This window comes from Streptomyces sp. ICC4, assembly GCF_003287915.1.
Taxonomy (GTDB): Bacteria; Actinomycetota; Actinomycetes; order Streptomycetales; family Streptomycetaceae; genus Streptomyces; species Streptomyces tritrimontium.
The window spans coordinates 530,096-545,451 of sequence record NZ_CP030286.1; the positions used below are offsets into that span (position 1 = coordinate 530,096).

A 15,356-nucleotide genomic window follows, 5' to 3' on the forward strand; every position below is an offset into this window, starting at 1 on the left:
GGCGCCGTCCCGGCCCGCGGCACCGGTTCAGAACGCCGGGCGCTCGGGGTCGAGGGCGGCGCGGCCCTCCACCGGGGAGGAGGCCTCCGCGAAGCGTCGCTCCGGGATCCGTCCCGCGCGGTGCGCCAGGCGGCCCGCCGTCACGGCGTCCCGCATCGCCGCCGCCATCAGCACGGGCAGCTGCGCACGGGTCACCGCGGAGGCGAGCATCACCGCCGAGCAGCCCAGTTCCATGGCCAGGGCCACGTCCGAGGCCGTCCCGGCCCCCGCGTCCAGGATCACCGGAACCCCGGCCCGCTCCGCGATCAGCTCGAAGTTGTGCGGGTTGCGGATGCCCATCCCGGAGCCGATCGGAGACCCCAGCGGCATGATCGCCGCACAGCCCACGTCCTCCAGCTTGCGCGCGAGCACCGGGTCGTCGTTCGTGTAGGGCAGGACCGTGAAGCCCTCGTCCACCAGCACTTCGGCGGCGTCGAGCAGTTCCACCCCGTCCGGCAGGAGCGTCCGCTCGTCCGCGACGACCTCCAGCTTGATCCAGTCCGTGCCGAGGGCCTCGCGGGCCAGCCGGGCGGTGAGCACCGCCTCGCCCGCCGTGAAGCAGCCCGCCGTGTTCGGCAGTACGGCGATCCCGAGCCGGTTCAGGACGGACAGGACGGAGCCCTGCACCGTCGGGTCCAGCCGGCGCATCGCCACCGTCGTGAGCTCGGTGCCGGAGGCCACCAGCGCCCGTTCCAGGATGTCCAGGCTCGGCGCCCCTCCCGTGCCCATGATCAGGCGCGAGGAGAAGGTCCGGCCGGCCAGGGTGAAGGCGTCGTCGGGCGCATCGGGCATGTCGGGCAGGTAGGCCATCGGGCTCAGCCTCCCTGGACCGCGGTGAGGACCTCGACGCGGTCGCCGTCGCGCACCGAGGTGAGGGACCACTGGCCGCGCGGCACCACGGTCTCGTTCAGGGCCGCCGCGACCCCCTTCGTGGCCTGGGTCAGGGTGGCGACCACCGCTCCGAGGGTGGTTCCGGCCGCGATCTCGCGCTGCTCGCCGTTGACGGAAATGGTCATGCGTACGACTCCTGCCGCGTGCGGGCGAAACGACGGGGGGTGAAGGGGCGGGCGATCTCGGGGAGTTCGCCGGTGGTCAGCAGTTCCGCCATGACGTCCCCGGTCAGCGGGGTCAGCAGGACCCCGTTGCGGTAGTGCCCGGTGGCCAGGTGCAGGCCCGGCAGCTCGGTCGGGCCGAGCAGCGGGGCGTTGTCCGGCGAGCCGGGCCGCAGCCCCGCCCGGGTCTCCACCAGCGGGAGCTCGGTGATGCCGGGGACCAGCTCGTGGGCGTCGCGCAGCAGCTCGTAGACCCCGCCCGCGGTGACGGTGGTGTCCCAGCCGAGCTCCTCGCTGGTGGCGCCGACGACGAGCTCGCCGTTCTCGCGCGGCACCAGGTAGACGTGGCTGCCGCGCACGACGGCCCGTACCGTCCGGGACAGGAACGGCGCGTACGCCGGCGGTACCGCGAGCCGCAGCACCTGGCCCTTCACCGGCCGTACGGGCGCCACGACCTCGGGCGGTACGCCGTCCAGGCGCCCGCTGAGCGAGCCCGCGGCCAGCACCACCTGGTCGGCGAGCAGCTCCGTGGCTCCGGCGTCGTCGAGGACCGCGCCCGAGGCCCGGTCGGCGGCGGTCAGCAGCCGTGCCGCGTTCGCCCGGTGGATCGCGACCCCGGCCCGCTCGCACGCGGCCAGCAGCGCGGCCGCGAGGCGGCGCGGGTCGACCTGGTGGTCGCCGTCCACGCGCAGGCCGCCGCGTACGCCCGGGGCCAGCATCGGCTCCAGGCGGCGGCACTCCCGGCCGGTCAGCCACTGCGACTCCAGGCCGCAGCGGCGCTGGAGGGCGTGCAGTTCGCGCAGGTGGAGGCGGTCGTCGGCGTCGAGGGCCACGGCGAGGGTGCCGCAGGCCCGGTAGCCGATGTCCATGCCGCCGCTGGCCTCGGCGAGTTCGGCGGCGAAATCCGGGTAGCGCGCGGCGGAGGCCACGTTCAGCCCGAGCAGCGTCTCCTCGCCGTAGTGCAGCTCGGTGACGGCGGCGAGCATGCCCGCCGCGACCCGGGCGGCGCCGCCGCCGGGCGCCGGATCGGCCAGTGCGGTGCGCAGCCCGCTCCGGGCCGCCCGCCAGGCGGTGACCAGGCCGATGATGCCGCCCCCGATGACGAGGACGTCGTAGCCGGGACTCCGGCTCTTCCTGGATGAATGCATGGGCGTCCAGCCCCTCCCTTCGCCGGCATGACCCGGATCAGGTTCGTACGGTCGGAGGCCGGCCAGCCTCCCTCTCAGCCCGGTGCGCCCGGACTCCCGCGATAGGTTCGGTGCCAGAGTAACGCCGAGCCCGACGGCGGGTAAGGCTGCCTCCCCGCTGCCGGGGCGGGCGGTCCGTCCGCACCCGGTCCCCGCCCCCTATTCCTGACGGACCGTCAGATGATTAGGCTGGGCCGTGTGAGCGAGCAGACGCAACAGACGGAACACGTGCGACGCGGCGTCGTCGTCGTAGGCGCCGGCATGGCCGGCGTCCAGACCGCGGTCGCCCTCCGGGAACAGGGCTGGACCGGCCCCGTCACCCTGCTGGGCGCCGAACCCCACCAGCCCTACGACCGGCCGCCGCTGTCCAAGGCGGTGCTCCTCGGCAAGGCCGAGGACTCGGCCTTCGACGTCGACTTCGAAGGGCTGGACATCGAGCTGCGCCTCGGCGTCGAGGTCACCGGCCTGCGGGCCGCCGCGCACGAGGTGGACACCGGCGCGGGCCCGGTCCCGTACGGGGCCCTCGTACTGGCGACGGGCGCGCGGCCGCTGACCCTGCCCGGAGCGGAGGGCGTCCCGGGCGTGCACCTGCTGCGCACCCTGGACGACGCGGCCAGGCTGCGGCCCGTGCTCGCGGCGGGTTCCGCCGTGGTGGTGGTCGGCGCGGGCTGGATCGGCGCGGAGTTCGCCACGGCCGCCCGCGAGGCCGGCTGCGAGGTGACCGTGGTCGAGGCGGCCGAGCGGGTCCTGGCGGGCGCGCTGCCGGCGGAGGTCGCCGAGCCGATGGGCCGCTGGTACGCCGAGGCGGGCGCCGCGCTGCTGACGGGCGCGCGGGTGGCCTCCGTCGAGGCGGGCCGCGTGCTGCTGGCGGACGGGCGGGAACTGCCGGCCGGCGCGGTCGTGGTGGGCATCGGCGCCCGGCCCGCGACGGACTGGCTGGCGGGTTCGGGGGTCGAGCTGGGCCCGGACGGGGCGGTCGTCGCCGACGAGCACCTGCGCACCTCGGTGCCCGGGGTGTACGCCGTGGGGGACTGCGCGTCGTTCCCCTCCGGGCGGTACGGGGAGCGGCTGCTCGTGCACCACTGGGACAACGCGCTGCAGGGGCCGCGGGCGGTGGCGGCGAACATCATGGCCGCGGCCCCCGCCGGTGCGGACCCGGCCGGTGCGGACCCGGCCGAGCCGCCGGCCGGCGAGCAGAGCTACGACCCGGTGCCGTACTTCTGGTCCGAGCAGTTCGGCCGGTTCGTGCAGTACGCCGGCCACCACGGCGCCGCGGACACGCTGCTGTGGCGCGGCGACCCGGCCGCCGCCACCTGGTCCGTGTGCTGGCTGCGCGAGGGCCGGCTGGTCGCCGTCCTCGCGGTGGGCCGCCCCCGCGACCTGGCCCAGGGCCGCCGCCTCGTCGAGTCGGGCGCGCGGGTGGACCCGGCGAAGGTCGCCGACCCGGCGGTCGCGCTGAAGTCGACGGTGCTCCAGCCGTAGCGGAAACGGGCGGGCGGGGTGCCGGGGAGCGGGCGGGGAAAGGGGCGCCGGCCCCCCGGCGGACCCGGGCGGACCCCCGGCGGACCCCCGGACGGGGCCGCCCGGGTACCGGCAGCGAGTCCGAGATGGCAGGCTTGTGCCCGTGACCGAGATTGACGCAAAGATCGATGCCCTTGTTCCCGCCTGGCTGTACCTCCCCGACATCGCGGAGATGCTCGACATCGAAGTGACCAAGGTTCGCCAGCTGGTCAAGGAAGGTCAGCTGCTCGCGGTGCGCCGCGGCGAGAACCGCTCCCTCCAGGTACCCGCCGCCTTCATCGACGGGGACAAGATCGTCAAGGGCCTGGTCGGCCTGCTGACCGTGCTCCGCGACGACCGGTTCACCGACACGGAGATCCTGGAGTGGCTGTTCACCGTCGACGACACCCTGCCCGGCACCCCGGTGCAGGCGCTGAGCGAGAATCGCGGCACGGAGGTGAAGCGTCGCGCTCAGGCGCTCGCCATCTGACCTGATTCCGCAGCAACCAGCAGCCGTACACGCGGCACGACGCCACGCGCGGTGCGCGGGCCCCCACCGGGTCCGCGCACCGCGTTCGTACGACACACCACCCGGGGGTACCCATGTCCGCCATCGCCGCCCAGTTGTCCGATGCCCGGCTCTACCTGTGCACGGACGCCCGCAAGCGGCAGGGCGACCTCCCCCAGTTCCTCGACGCCGTGCTCGCCGGCGGCGTCGACATCGTCCAGCTCCGCGACAAGGGCATGGAGGCGGGCGAGGAGCTGGAGCACCTCCAGGTCTTCGCCGACGCGGCCCGCCGCCACGGCAGGCTGCTCGCCGTCAACGACCGCGCCGACGTCGCGCACGCCATCGGCTCCGACGTGCTGCACCTCGGGCAGGGCGACATCCCCGTGCCCGCCGCCCGCGCCATCCTCGGCGGCGAGGTCCTCATCGGCCGCTCCTGCCACTCCGAGGCCGAGGTCGACGCGGCCGCCGCCGAGCCCGGCGTCGACTACTTCTGCACCGGCCCCTGCTGGCCCACCCCCACGAAGCCCGGCCGCCACGCCCCCGGACTCGGCCTCGTGCGCCACGCGGCCTCGCTCGCGCAGGCCCGGCCGTGGTTCGCCATCGGCGGGATCGACGCGGCGAACCTGGACGAGGTGCTCGACGCCGGAGCCTCCCGCGTCGTGGTCGTACGCGCCCTGACCGAGGCCTCCGACCCCGGCGGCGCCGCCGCCGACCTGGCCAAGCGGGTCCGCGCCCGGCTCGCCTAGGTCCCCCTCCAGGTCCCCCTCAAGACGTCACTCCGGCCACTTCACCGAGCGGCCGTCTCATTTTCGTGTCCAAAGCGTGGACACCGCTTCGGCGTCCACATGACCGCGTCTAACCTGCCGGTATGGCCCTTGGTACCGCTTCCAGCTGGTCGGATCGTGCGCACACGGTCCGAGACCTCCTCGCGTCCGGGCGCTCGTACTCCTTCGAGTTCTGGGCCCCCAAGACGGAGAAGGGCGAGCGCAACCTCTGGAACGCGCTGCGCCGGGTCGAGGCGGTGGCCCCGAGCTTCGTCTCCGTCACCTACGGGGCCGGCGGGTCCACCCGCGGCGGCACCGTCCGGGCCACCGAGCAGATCGCCGCGGACACCACCCTGACCCCGGTCGCGCACCTCACCGCCGTCGACCACTCGATCGCCGAGCTGCGCAACGTCATCGGGCAGTTCGCCGACGCGGGCATCCGGAACATGCTCGTCGTGCGCGGAGACCCGCCGGGCAACCCCATGGGCGAGTGGGTGGCGCACCCGGAAGGGGTGCACTACGCGGCCGACCTGGTCCGGCTGGTCAAGGAGTCCGGCGACTTCTGCGTCGGCGTCGCGGCCTTTCCCGAGATGCACCCCCGCTCCACGGACTGGGACACGGACATCCGGCACTTCGTGGACAAGTGCCGCGCGGGCGCCGACTACGCGATCACCCAGATGTTCTTCCACCCGGAGAATTATCTGCGGCTGCGCGACAGCGTCGAGAAGGCGGGCTGCGAGACCCCGATCATCCCCGAGGTCATGCCTGTTGTGGGCATCAAGCAGCTCGACCGGCTTCCGCAACTCAGTACCGCGGTCTTCCCCGCAGCCGTGAAAGAGCGCATGCTCGCCGTCAAGGACGATCCGGCCGCTGTACGCTCCATTGGCATCGAGTTCGCCACGGAGTTCTGCGCGCGGCTGCTGTCCGAGGGTGTCCCGGGGCTGCACTTCATCACGCTGAACAACTCCACGGCGACTCTCGAGATCTACGAGAACCTGGGCCTGCACCAGCGGGCCTGATCGGCCGACCCCGTTCCTGGGTGGTCGGCCGCACCGAGAGGGGCCCCGCGTGGGAATGACGGTCCTCTACATCGCGTTCGGTTTCGTCGCGCTGTGGCTGCTTGCCGAGGTCCTGATGCAGTACAAGGCCCGACTGCGCTGGCGCCTGCTCGCCTTCGCCGGCTTCGTCTGCGTCGTGGCCGGCGTCGTCCTGCCGTCCGTGCTCGTCATCGGCGCCGGCGCGGTCGCGTTCGCGATCGGCCAGACCCTGGTGACCCTCTCCTTCCGCAAGGGCTTCGTCGCCGGCTGGGCACTGCGCCGGGACAAGCCCGCGGCCGCCGCGCCGCAGAACCGGCGCCGGCGGGCCGCGGGCGGACCGCGCAAGGAGCCCGCGCTCCAGGTGACCGCGCTGGAGTACGGCCCCGAGACGGCGGCCGACGGGGACGGCGACCCCGAGCGGTACGCGGAGTTCGCCGAGTCCGCCGCCGCGTCCGGCGCCGGTTCCGAAGGCGCCGGGGCCCAGGAGTTCTACGCCACGCAGCCGGTGCCCGAGGAGACCGGCTCGTACGGGATCCAGAGCGTCCAGAGCACCGCCGCCTTCGCCTCGCCGTTCACCACGGCCGAGCAGGACGCCCACCAGTACGCGGCCTACTACGACCCGCAGGGCCAGGGCGGCTACGACTACACCACCGGCTATCCGGCCCCCGGCGAGCAGCAGGTCTACGCCGCCTACTCGGACCCGTACATCGGCACCGGCGGGGCCGTCGCCCCCCAGCCGCCGTACGGCGACCAGACCCCGTACGGCGGCTACGCCCCGGACCCGTACGCGGCCTCCCAGCAGCAGGATCAGCAGTACTCCATGGACACCCCGCCCGGCGGGGTCTGGGTCCCGCAGCAGCGCTCCACCGACGGGGCCGGCCAGCCCTACCCGCAGGACGAGCAGCAGCAGTACCCGTACCAGGGCACCGGCGAGTACGAGCAGTACCGCTACTAGACCCCGCAAGGGCCCCTGCCGGGGCCCCCGTCACAGCATTAGCGGGAGCCGCGGAACTCCGCGCCCTCCACGATCAGTCCGGCCACCAGGGCCCCCGTCATGCCCGCGTGCGCCAGCCCGCCGCCGGGGTGCGCCCAGCCGCCGGCGAGGTAGAGCCCCGGCACGGCGGTGGTGTTCGCGGGGTGGAGCAGCCGGCCCCCGGCCCCGGCCAGGGAAGGGGCGGGTACGGCGCCCGCCGCGGCCCCGGTGGCCGCCTCGATGTCGGCCGGGGTGCGCAGCTCGTGCCACAGCAGCCGCTCCCGCAGCCCGGGGACGGCGCGGGCGGCCGCGTCCAGCAGCTCCTCGGCGGACGGGGCGGGCCCCCCGCCGGTCACCACGGCGTGCACGGTGACCGCCTCGTGGTCCGCGTCGGGCCGGGTGGCGGGGTCGTCGGGGCGCAGCACGGTCACCGTCCGGTCGGGCTGCGGACCGGCCGGCATCGTCCGGTGCGCGGCCCCGTCCTCGCGGGCCCCGCGCAGCCCGGCGAACAGGGTGTACCAGCGGGCGGATCCGGCCGGACGGCCGGGCGCGGCGCCCGGGCCGAGGGGGATCCGCAGCGGCCCCGGGTCGACCGCGCAGACCACGCGGTCGGCTTCCACCGCGCCGCCGTCGGCGAGCAGCAGCCCGGCCGCGCGGTCCTCGCGTACGAGCACCTCCCGGACCTCGGCGCCGAAGACGAAGCCGACCTTGCGCTCCAGGCACCGCTCGTACACGGCGGTGGCCAGCTCCCGCATCCCGCCGCGCACGTACCAGCTGCCGAAGGTCTGCTCCATGTAGGGCAGCACCGCCGCGGAGGCGGGCGCGGTCCGCGGGTCGATCCCGTACGCGCGCACCCGCTCGGCGAGCAGTCCGCCGAGGCCGTCACCGCCGAGCTCGCGCGCGGCGACCTCGGCCAGGGTGGGAGGCCGGCGGCGCAGCAGCCCGCTGCCGCGGAGCGCGGGATAGGGGTCGCGGCCCAGTGCCCGCGGGTCGGGGAGCAGCGGCTCCTCCAGCAGCGGGCGGCGGGTGGCGTCCCAGGCGTCCCGGGCCCGGCCCAGGACCGCGCTCCAGCGCTCGCCCGCGCCCGGGCCGAAGGCCTCGTCGAGGACGGCCGCGGCGCCGCCGTGCGAGGCGCCCGGAAGGGTGACGGTACGGCCGTCCGGGAGCACGTGCCGGACGGCCGGGTCGACCTGGACCAGCTCGGCGCACTCCTCCAGCGGCCGCTTGCCGGTCTTGACGAACAGATCCCGGTAGACGGCGGGCAGGTGCAGCAGCCCGGGGCCGGTGTCGAAGACGAAGCCGTCGCGCTCGTGGCGTCCGACGGCGCCGCCGTAGGTCGCCCCGCGCTCGTACACCGTCACCTGATGCCCCGCCACGGCCAGCCGGGCCGCCGTAGCCATCGCGCCCATCCCGGCGCCGATCACCGCAATTCCTGCCATGCGGGTGAGCCTATCGAGCGACGCGGGCCACTTCGGAAGCGAGTCGCTTCTCCTCGCGGCGCTGGGCCCGGCGGCGCAGGAAGCGGCGGATCCGGGCCCAGAGGTAGATCAGCAGGGCGAGTCCGGTGACCAGCAGGACGGCGCAGATGATCGCGGCGGCCTGCGGATTGAACATCGCGAAGGTGATGATCCCGCCCACGCCGAGGTCCTCGGCGGTGCTCATGACGACGTTGCTGAACGGCTCGGGCGAGGTGTTGATCGCCATGCGGGTGCCGGCTTTGACGAAATGGCTGGCCAGCGCGGTGGTGCCGCCGACCGCGCCGGCGGTGATGTCGGAGAGCGAGCCGCTCTGCCCGGCCAGCAGGGCGCCGACCACCGCTCCGGCCACCGGGCGGATCACGGTGTGGACCGCGTCCCAGACGGAGTCCACGTACGGGATCTTGTCGGCCACCGCCTCACAGAGGAAGAGCACCGCCGCGACGATCAGCACGTCGGTGCGCTGCAGGGAGGCGGGGACCTCGTCGGTCAGGCCGGTCGCGCCGAAGATGCCGAGCAGGAGGACCACCGCGTAGGCGTTGACCCCGCTGGCCCAGCCGCTGGTGAAGACCAGGGGGAGGACACTCACCCGGTCATCATGCCGCACGGGGGCGCCCGGCGGCCGGAAGCAGGAGGAGGGCCGGGGCGCGGTGCGGGGCGGCGCGGACAGCGGTGAGGGGACGGCCGCCTTCCGGCGGCCGTCCCCTCACCCGAGTCTGTTCACCGGGGCCTACTGCCCCTGTTCGTCACGGCGGCGCTGCCACCGTTCCTCGATCCGGGTCATCATCGACCGACGCTGCCGGTTCTGGCCTTGGGCCGAACCGCCTGCACTACCGGAGGCGGGCTGCTCACCAGGCCTGGGTGCCTTGCGCCAACCGGTGACCACGAGAACCGTACAGCCCAGCATGACGAGGAACCCCACCACGCTGATCCAGAGCACGTTCGGCACGATCACACCGGTCATGAGGAGCGCGATACCCACCACGATGCCTGCGACTGCCTGGTAGACCCGTCGCCGGGTGTACGTGCGCAGTCCGCTTCCCTCAAGCGCTGTAGCGAATTTGGGATCTTCGGCGTACAGCGCTCGCTCCATCTGCTCGAGCATTCGCTGCTCGTGCTCCGAGAGCGGCACGGGAGTCCTCCTCATCCGTCGGTCGCGGGGGGTAGCGACCAGGGGTCCCCTTCAGGATAGGCGGGGAATCGCCCCCGTGATACCCGCCCTCTACGCCACGTTCTAAAAACACTGCCCTTAAAAAGTACTGCCTGAGGAAAGCGCAGTGCCCTCTTGAAGCCTGTGTTGCGCGAAGCCGTACCGCCCTGCGAGCGGTCCTTGAGGGCGTTATTCCCCGGAGGTCCGCTCGGCATGCCGGTCGCTGACCCCGATCATACGGGTCACGGCGCCGATTCGTAGGGTGAGTGGCGCACCGCGTTCACGGAAGGTTCGCAGATCAGGCGGGCTTCTCACCCAGGACGTGCAGCTGGGTGGCCACCGCGTGGAAGGCGGGCAGCTCGGCGGCGGCCTCTTCGAGGCGCAGCAGGGCCTCGACGGCGCCGGGCTCGGTGTCCACCAGAACGCCCGGGACCAGGTCCGCGAAGATCCGGACGCCGTGGACCGCGCCGACCGTCAGACCGGCGTCGCCCACGAGTGCGGAGAGCTGCTCGGCGGTGAAGCGGCGCGGCACCGGGTCGCCCGCTCCCCACCGGCCGGCCGGGTCGGTGAGGGCCGTACGGGCCTCGGTGAAGTGCCCGGCGAGCGCGCGGGCCAGGACGGCCCCGCCGAGCCCGGCGCCCAGGAGGCTGAGGATGCCGCCGGGGCGCAGGGCCGCCACCGCGTTGGCCACGCCTTCGGCCGGATCGTCCACGTACTCCAGTACGCCGTGGCAGACCACCACGTCGTACGCGCCCGGATCGACGACATCGAGCAGGCCCTGGGCGTCGCCCTGCACACCGCGGACCAGGTCGGCCACGCCGGCTTCGGCGACCCGGCGCTCCAGCCCGAACAGTGCGTTCGGGCTGGGGTCGACCACGGTGACCCGGTGGCCGAGGCGGGCCACCGGCACGGCGAACTTGCCGGTGCCGCCGCCCGTGTCCAGCACGTCCAGCACGTCCCGCCCGGTCGCCTTCACCCGGCGGTCGAGCGCCTCCTTGAGGACCTCCCACACCACGGCGGTGCGGAGGGAGGCGCGGGGGCGGGAAGTGTCCGACACGGCTGATGGCTCCTCGGCGTAGGGGGGCACCTCCCGGCGGCAGCCGGGGGAGGGTGAGCGGTCCGTGCCCACCCTATGGCCTCCGGCTGCCGGGCAGGTCATCCCGCGTCAGGACGCTCCGTGCGCGGCAGCGGCAGGCCCTGCGGGGGGCCCGCGGGCGAGACCGGCCGGAGCGAGAGCATCCGCTCCACCAGGCGCAGGAACATCTCCACCGCACGCACCAGATCATCCGCGTCCCGGCCGGTGGCCGCGCCCGCTATCCCCGCCTCGGCCCGCGCGCGGCGGGCCGCGCCGGAGGCGAAGAGGGCGCTCCACTCGGTCAGTTCGGGCGCTATCTCCGGGAGCACCTCCCACGCGCTGCGGATCCGGGGCCTGCGCCGCGGGTTCACCGGCTCGGGCCGCCCGCGCGCGGCGAGCACGGCCGCGGCGGCGCGCAGCGCGGCGAGATGGGCGGTGGCGTACCGCTCGTTGGACCGGGTCAGCCGGGCGGCTTCGGCCAGGCCCTCGTGGGCCTTGACGAGCAGATCGAGAGCGGCGGGGGGTGCCGCCGACTTCCGCGGGACGGGGTGGACAGGGGACGGGGACGGTGTGGCCATGACGAACCTCCTGTCGTTGCGTGCGCTTTTGCGCTGCCTGGTGTGGCTCCGTGCGGTCTGTGCCGTCTTGCCTCTGTACGTGTCCCCATCGTGACGGCAGCCACTGACAATCGCTCTGACCTGGGCTTTCGCCCCCGTATCCGGGGGTCGGGCGGGCAACTGCCCCCCACCGCACACCGGATGTCACCGAAGATGCTAGTTTTTGAACTGACTGGTCAGTTCAAAAGAAGGAGGACGGTGTGGACAGCCCGCACGGCGCGGCCGTCAAAGCCGAGGACTTCGGACTCAAGGGCCCGCGCGGCTGGGTGTTCCGGGGCATCGGGATCGACGCGGCGCCCGGCTCGCTCATCGCGGTCCAAGGCCCCTCCGGAAGCGGCCGCACCTGTCTGCTCCTCGCCCTCACCGGCCGGATGAAGGCCACCGAGGGCCACGCCGAGATCGGCCGCCACCGGCTGCCGAAGAGGATGGCCGCGGTCCGCCGCGTCGCCGCCCTCGGCCCGGTGCCCGGGGTCAACGACCTCGACCAGGCCCTCACCGTCGCCGAGCAGCTGCGCGAGGGCGCGCTCCTCCAGCGCCGCTACGAGGGCCCCGTCCGCGCCCTGCTCCGCCCGCGCGGCGAGCGCCGCGCCTCCGCCGCGGCCCGGATCGAGGGCGCCCTGGCCGCCGCCGGACTGGACGTCGCGACCCTGCCCAAGGGCCCGCGCACCTCCGTGCGCGACCTGGAACGGCTGGAGTCCGTACGGCTGTCGGTGGCCCTCGCGCTGCTCGGCTCGCCGCGCCTGCTGGCCGTGGACGACCTCGACCTCAAGCTCTCGGGCGCCGAGCGCGCCGAGGCCTGGGACCTGCTCCGTTCCCTCGCCGCCCGCGGGACCACCGTCCTCGCCGTGTGCGGCGAGGCACCCGCCGACGCGACGGTCCTGCGGACCGTCCCGGCCACCGCCGATCCGGCGGCGGAGCCCGTCACCGTGCCCCGGCCCCACGACGAAGAGAAGAACGACCACACGAAGGGGGACGACGATGCGCTCGCCGAAGCTGGCCGCGCTTGAGCTGAAGCGGTTCGGGCGGGGGAAGCTGCCCCGGGCCGCCCTCGTCGCGCTGCTGCTCCTGCCGCTGCTCTACGGGGCGCTGTACCTGTGGTCCTTCTGGGACCCCTACAGCCGCCTCGACAAGGTGCCCGTCGCCCTCGTCAACTCCGACCAGGGCGCGACCGTCGACGGCAAGCGGGTGGAGGCGGGCGACGAGATCACCCGCAAACTGCACGACAGCAAGACCTTCGACTGGCGCGAGGTGAGCGCCGAGGAAGCGGCGAAGGGGCTGGAGAACGGCACCTACTACCTCTCCCTCACCATGCCCGCCGACTTCAGCACGAAGATCGCCTCCAGCGGCGGCGAGGACCCCGCCACCGGAGCCCTCCAGGTCCGCACGAACGACGCGAACAACTACATCGTCGGCTCGATCTCGCGCACCGTGTTCTCCGAGGTCCGCTCGGCGGCGTCCACCAACGCCTCCCGCGGGTTCCTCGACAAGATCTTCGTCAACTTCTCCGACCTCCACGACAAGACCGCCGAGGCGGCCGACGGCGCCGACAAGCTCACCGACGGCGCCGGCAAGGCACAGCAGGGCGCCAAGGACCTCGCCGACGGCCTGGACACGGCGAAGGAGAAGAACGGCGAGATCACCGGCGGCCTGAAGAAGCTGAACGGCGCCGCCGGACAGCTCGAGACCGGTACGAAGGACATCGCGTCGGGCACCCAGCGGCTCGCCGACAAGGTGGGCGGCGTCGCCGACACGGCCCGCCCCTTCCTCAAGGACCCCAAGCAGCTCGCGGACAGCGCCGAACTCGTCGCCGACACCGCCAAGGTCGTCGGCAACCACCTCGACACCTTCGCCAAGGCGGCCCCCGCCGCCGCCACCGTCACCCAGCGCGTCTCCACCGGAGCCGCCGACGTCTACGCGAAGACCTGCACCCCCGGCGCCACGCCGGTGCCCGCCACCTGCCCTCAGCTCAAGAAGCTCAAGGACGACGCCGCCGAGGCAGCCGAGCTCGCGGGCGACGTCAACACGCTCGTCAAGGACACCGGCGGCGACCTCGGCACGCTCCGCAAGCAGCTCGCCGACCTCGAGCGCGAGGCCCGCAAGGTCGCCGCCAAGGCCCCTGCCCTCTCCGCCGACCTCGAAGCGGCCGTCACCCAGGTCAACGCCCTCAACGACGGCGCCCACAAGGTCGCCACCGGCATGGCCAAGCTGCACACCGGCATCGGCACCGCCACGGACGGCTCCGGCGCCCTCGGTGAGGGCGTCGGCAAGCTCGGCGACGGCGCCCACAGCCTCGACGGCGGCCTGGTCAAGCTCGTGGACGGCAACGGCGAGCTCGCCGGCGGCCTGCACGACGGCGCCGGCCGGATCCCCGACTACGACCAGCAGCAGCGCGACACCCGCACCGAGGTGATGGCCGACCCGGTCCGCCTCGCCAACCAGTCCCTGCACAAGGCACCCAACTACGGCACCGGCTTCGCCCCGTACTTCATCCCGCTCTCCCTGTGGGTCGGCGCGATGGTCGCCTACATGCTGATCGCCCCGCTGAACCGGCGGGCGCTCGCCGCGGGCGCCTCCCCCTGGCGGATCGCCCTCGCCGGCTGGCTGCCCGTGGCCGGGCTCGGCGCCGCGCAGGTGGCCGCGCTGATGTCCGTACTCCACTGGGGGCTCGGCCTGGAGATGGCCCGCCCGGCGCTCACCGTGGCCTTCCTGATGCTGGTCACCGGCTGCTTCGCCGCGATCGTCCAGTGGCTCAACGCCAAGTTCGGCGCCGCCGGGCGGATCCTGGTGCTGGCCGTCCTGATGCTCCAGCTGACCTCGGCCGGCGGCACCTACCCCGTCCAGACCAGCCCGGAGTTCTTCAACGCCATCCACCCCTACCTGCCGATGTCGTACGTGGTCGAGAGCCTGCGCCGGCTCATCACCGGCGGCGACCTCGCCCCGGTCTGGCAGGGCTGCGCCGTCCTGACGGCCTTCACGGTCGGCGCCCTCGCCCTCACCGCGCTCGCCGCCCGCGGCAAGCAGGTGTGGACGATGGACCGGCTGCATCCGGAACTGAGCCTGTAGCCGGTGAAGAGCGGCCGACCTGTGAGAATCAGCGCCATGGAAAGCAGCAACACCGGTACGGCCGCGGGCGGCGGCCGCCGCCAGGCCACACGGCAGAAGCTCTACGAAGCAGCCGTCACCCTCATCGCGGAGCAGGGGTTCTCGGCGACCACGGTCGACGAGATCGCCGAACGGGCGGGCGTGGCGAAGGGCACCGTCTACTACAACTTCGCCAGCAAGAACGACCTCTTCGAGGAGCTGCTGCGGCACGGGGTCGGGCTGCTCACCGAGTCCCTGCGGACCGCGGCGGAATCCACCGAGGAGCGGGGCGGGACCCGGGTCGAGGCGCTCGACGCGATGATCCGGGCCGGACTGGTGTTCATCGACCGGTACCCCGCCTTCACCCAGCTCTACGTCGCCGAGCTGTGGCGGACCAACCGCACCTGGCAGTCCACCCTGATGGTCGTCCGGCGCGAGGCGGTCGCCGTCGTGGAGACGGTGCTGCGCGAAGGCGTGGAGCGGGGCGAGCTGAGCGCGGAGATCGACGTCCCGCTGACCGCCGCCGCCCTGGTGGGCATGGTGCTGGTCGCGGCGCTGGACTGGCAGTCGTTCCAGAGCGAGCGGTCGCTGGACGACGTGCACTCGGCGCTGTCGCTGCTGCTGCGGGGGCGGGTGAGCGGGAACCGCTGACGGGTGAGACCCGATCGGCGGTGCCGCCGGGACGCGGCGGCCGCGTAGAAAGGGTGGTGCGAAAGGGTGGGGCGAACCGGTGGGGCGAACCGGTGGGGCGAACCGGTGCGGCGAACCGGTGCGGCGAACCGGTGGGCCGGCTGAGTATCCGTACCTAGGCGCGGAAATGAGTACGCGCGCGGATGGGCCCCGACCTGCGGGACGACAGACTGGGGGCGACGGACAGGGACCCGGTTCGCACCGCCGG

The 15,356-nt window shown here is 73.8% G+C and carries 16 protein-coding genes and 1 riboswitch; of the genes, 8 read left to right on the top strand and 8 right to left on the bottom strand.

All coding sequences use genetic code 11. From position 1 onward, the window contains the following. Window positions 1-27: 27 nt before the first annotated feature. From DRB89_RS02550 to thiO, 3 genes are all read right to left on the bottom strand, one after another. Window positions 28-831: a thiazole synthase gene (locus DRB89_RS02550; protein WP_112453125.1), complete on the bottom strand. Its 804-nt coding sequence runs from the start codon at window positions 829-831 to the stop codon at window positions 28-30. A gap of 23 nt (window positions 832-854) precedes the next feature. Next, complete coding sequence (gene thiS, locus DRB89_RS02555; RefSeq protein WP_112446340.1) at window positions 855-1,055, bottom strand: sulfur carrier protein ThiS; 201 nt, start codon at window positions 1,053-1,055, stop codon at window positions 855-857. After that, complete coding sequence (gene thiO, locus DRB89_RS02560) at window positions 1,052-2,239, bottom strand: glycine oxidase ThiO (protein WP_112446339.1); 1,188 nt, start codon at window positions 2,237-2,239, stop codon at window positions 1,052-1,054. The genes thiS and thiO overlap by 4 nt, the downstream gene beginning before the upstream one ends. Continuing rightward, a riboswitch (TPP riboswitch) is annotated at window positions 2,237-2,349 on the bottom strand. Its footprint overlaps the gene before it by 3 nt. A gap of 127 nt (window positions 2,350-2,476) precedes the next feature. On the opposite strand from thiO, the gene DRB89_RS02565 reads away from it, so the two are divergent. From DRB89_RS02565 to DRB89_RS02585, 5 genes are all read left to right on the top strand, one after another. Continuing rightward, entirely contained in the window at window positions 2,477-3,760 is a 1,284-nt protein-coding gene (locus DRB89_RS02565; RefSeq protein WP_239515988.1) for an FAD-dependent oxidoreductase, read from the top strand. 142 nt (window positions 3,761-3,902) lie between these two features. Beyond that, a complete protein-coding gene (locus DRB89_RS02570; RefSeq protein WP_112453836.1) occupies window positions 3,903-4,268 on the top strand; it encodes an Rv2175c family DNA-binding protein in 366 nt (121 codons plus the stop codon). A 113-nt stretch (window positions 4,269-4,381) separates the two neighbouring features. Beyond that, window positions 4,382-5,032, top strand: coding sequence for a thiamine phosphate synthase (gene thiE / locus DRB89_RS02575; RefSeq protein WP_112451237.1), 651 nt, complete (start codon window positions 4,382-4,384; stop codon window positions 5,030-5,032). Window positions 5,033-5,154: 122 nt separating this feature from the next. Continuing rightward, complete coding sequence (metF, locus tag DRB89_RS02580; RefSeq protein ID WP_112451238.1) at window positions 5,155-6,069, top strand: methylenetetrahydrofolate reductase [NAD(P)H]; 915 nt, start codon at window positions 5,155-5,157, stop codon at window positions 6,067-6,069. A 55-nt stretch (window positions 6,070-6,124) separates the two neighbouring features. After that, window positions 6,125-7,042, top strand: coding sequence for a hypothetical protein (locus tag DRB89_RS02585; RefSeq protein WP_343234707.1), 918 nt, complete (start codon window positions 6,125-6,127; stop codon window positions 7,040-7,042). 38 nt (window positions 7,043-7,080) lie between these two features. On the opposite strand, the gene DRB89_RS02590 is transcribed toward DRB89_RS02585, so the two are convergent. From DRB89_RS02590 to DRB89_RS02610, 5 genes are all read right to left on the bottom strand, one after another. Then, window positions 7,081-8,499: an NAD(P)/FAD-dependent oxidoreductase gene (locus tag DRB89_RS02590; protein ID WP_112451240.1), complete on the bottom strand. Its 1,419-nt coding sequence runs from the start codon at window positions 8,497-8,499 to the stop codon at window positions 7,081-7,083. Between the two features lie 10 nt (window positions 8,500-8,509). Further along, window positions 8,510-9,124 carry a DUF4126 domain-containing protein gene (locus DRB89_RS02595; protein WP_112451241.1) on the bottom strand — a complete coding sequence of 205 codons (615 nt, stop codon included), beginning with the start codon at window positions 9,122-9,124 and terminating at the stop codon, window positions 8,510-8,512. 141 nt (window positions 9,125-9,265) lie between these two features. After that, entirely contained in the window at window positions 9,266-9,667 is a 402-nt protein-coding gene (locus DRB89_RS02600) for a DUF3040 domain-containing protein (RefSeq protein ID WP_112451242.1), read from the bottom strand. A 316-nt stretch (window positions 9,668-9,983) separates the two neighbouring features. After that, the gene (locus DRB89_RS02605) at window positions 9,984-10,742 is read right to left on the bottom strand and encodes a methyltransferase (protein ID WP_112451243.1); all 759 of its coding nucleotides are present in this window, start codon (window positions 10,740-10,742) and stop codon (window positions 9,984-9,986) included. Between the two features lie 98 nt (window positions 10,743-10,840). After that, window positions 10,841-11,338, bottom strand: a complete 498-nt coding sequence (locus DRB89_RS02610) for an SAV_6107 family HEPN domain-containing protein (RefSeq protein WP_112451244.1) — start codon at window positions 11,336-11,338, stop codon at window positions 10,841-10,843. Window positions 11,339-11,577: 239 nt separating this feature from the next. Between DRB89_RS02610 and DRB89_RS02615 the strand changes: the two genes are divergently transcribed. From DRB89_RS02615 to DRB89_RS02625, 3 genes are read left to right on the top strand one after another with little or no spacing between them, the layout of a single operon-like run. Beyond that, the gene (locus tag DRB89_RS02615) at window positions 11,578-12,384 is read left to right on the top strand and encodes an ATP-binding cassette domain-containing protein (RefSeq protein ID WP_112451245.1); all 807 of its coding nucleotides are present in this window, start codon (window positions 11,578-11,580) and stop codon (window positions 12,382-12,384) included. After that, window positions 12,356-14,440 (top strand): YhgE/Pip domain-containing protein, encoded by a 2,085-nt coding sequence (locus tag DRB89_RS02620; RefSeq protein WP_112451246.1) that lies wholly within the window; start codon window positions 12,356-12,358, stop codon window positions 14,438-14,440. The genes DRB89_RS02615 and DRB89_RS02620 overlap by 29 nt, the downstream gene beginning before the upstream one ends. Window positions 14,441-14,476: 36 nt before the next feature. Then, a complete protein-coding gene (locus DRB89_RS02625; RefSeq protein WP_239515989.1) occupies window positions 14,477-15,109 on the top strand; it encodes a TetR/AcrR family transcriptional regulator in 633 nt (210 codons plus the stop codon). The last annotated feature ends 247 nt before the right edge of the window (window positions 15,110-15,356 follow it).

Excerpts from the sequence above, each read along its gene's own strand:
- DRB89_RS02550 (WP_112453125.1), bottom strand. The coding sequence starts at position 831 with ATGCCCGATGCGCCCGACGACGCCTTCACCCTGGCCGGCCGGACCTTC.
- thiS (WP_112446340.1), bottom strand. The coding sequence starts at position 1,055 with ATGACCATTTCCGTCAACGGCGAGCAGCGCGAGATCGCGGCCGGAACC.
- thiO (WP_112446339.1), bottom strand. The coding sequence starts at position 2,239 with ATGCATTCATCCAGGAAGAGCCGGAGTCCCGGCTACGACGTCCTCGTC.
- thiE (WP_112451237.1), top strand. The coding sequence starts at position 4,382 with ATGTCCGCCATCGCCGCCCAGTTGTCCGATGCCCGGCTCTACCTGTGC.
- metF (WP_112451238.1), top strand. The coding sequence starts at position 5,155 with ATGGCCCTTGGTACCGCTTCCAGCTGGTCGGATCGTGCGCACACGGTC.
- DRB89_RS02585 (WP_343234707.1), top strand. The coding sequence starts at position 6,125 with ATGACGGTCCTCTACATCGCGTTCGGTTTCGTCGCGCTGTGGCTGCTT.
- DRB89_RS02590 (WP_112451240.1), bottom strand. The coding sequence starts at position 8,499 with ATGGCAGGAATTGCGGTGATCGGCGCCGGGATGGGCGCGATGGCTACG.
- DRB89_RS02610 (WP_112451244.1), bottom strand. The coding sequence starts at position 11,338 with ATGGCCACACCGTCCCCGTCCCCTGTCCACCCCGTCCCGCGGAAGTCG.
- DRB89_RS02620 (WP_112451246.1), top strand. The coding sequence starts at position 12,356 with ATGCGCTCGCCGAAGCTGGCCGCGCTTGAGCTGAAGCGGTTCGGGCGG.
- DRB89_RS02625 (WP_239515989.1), top strand. The coding sequence starts at position 14,477 with ATGGAAAGCAGCAACACCGGTACGGCCGCGGGCGGCGGCCGCCGCCAG.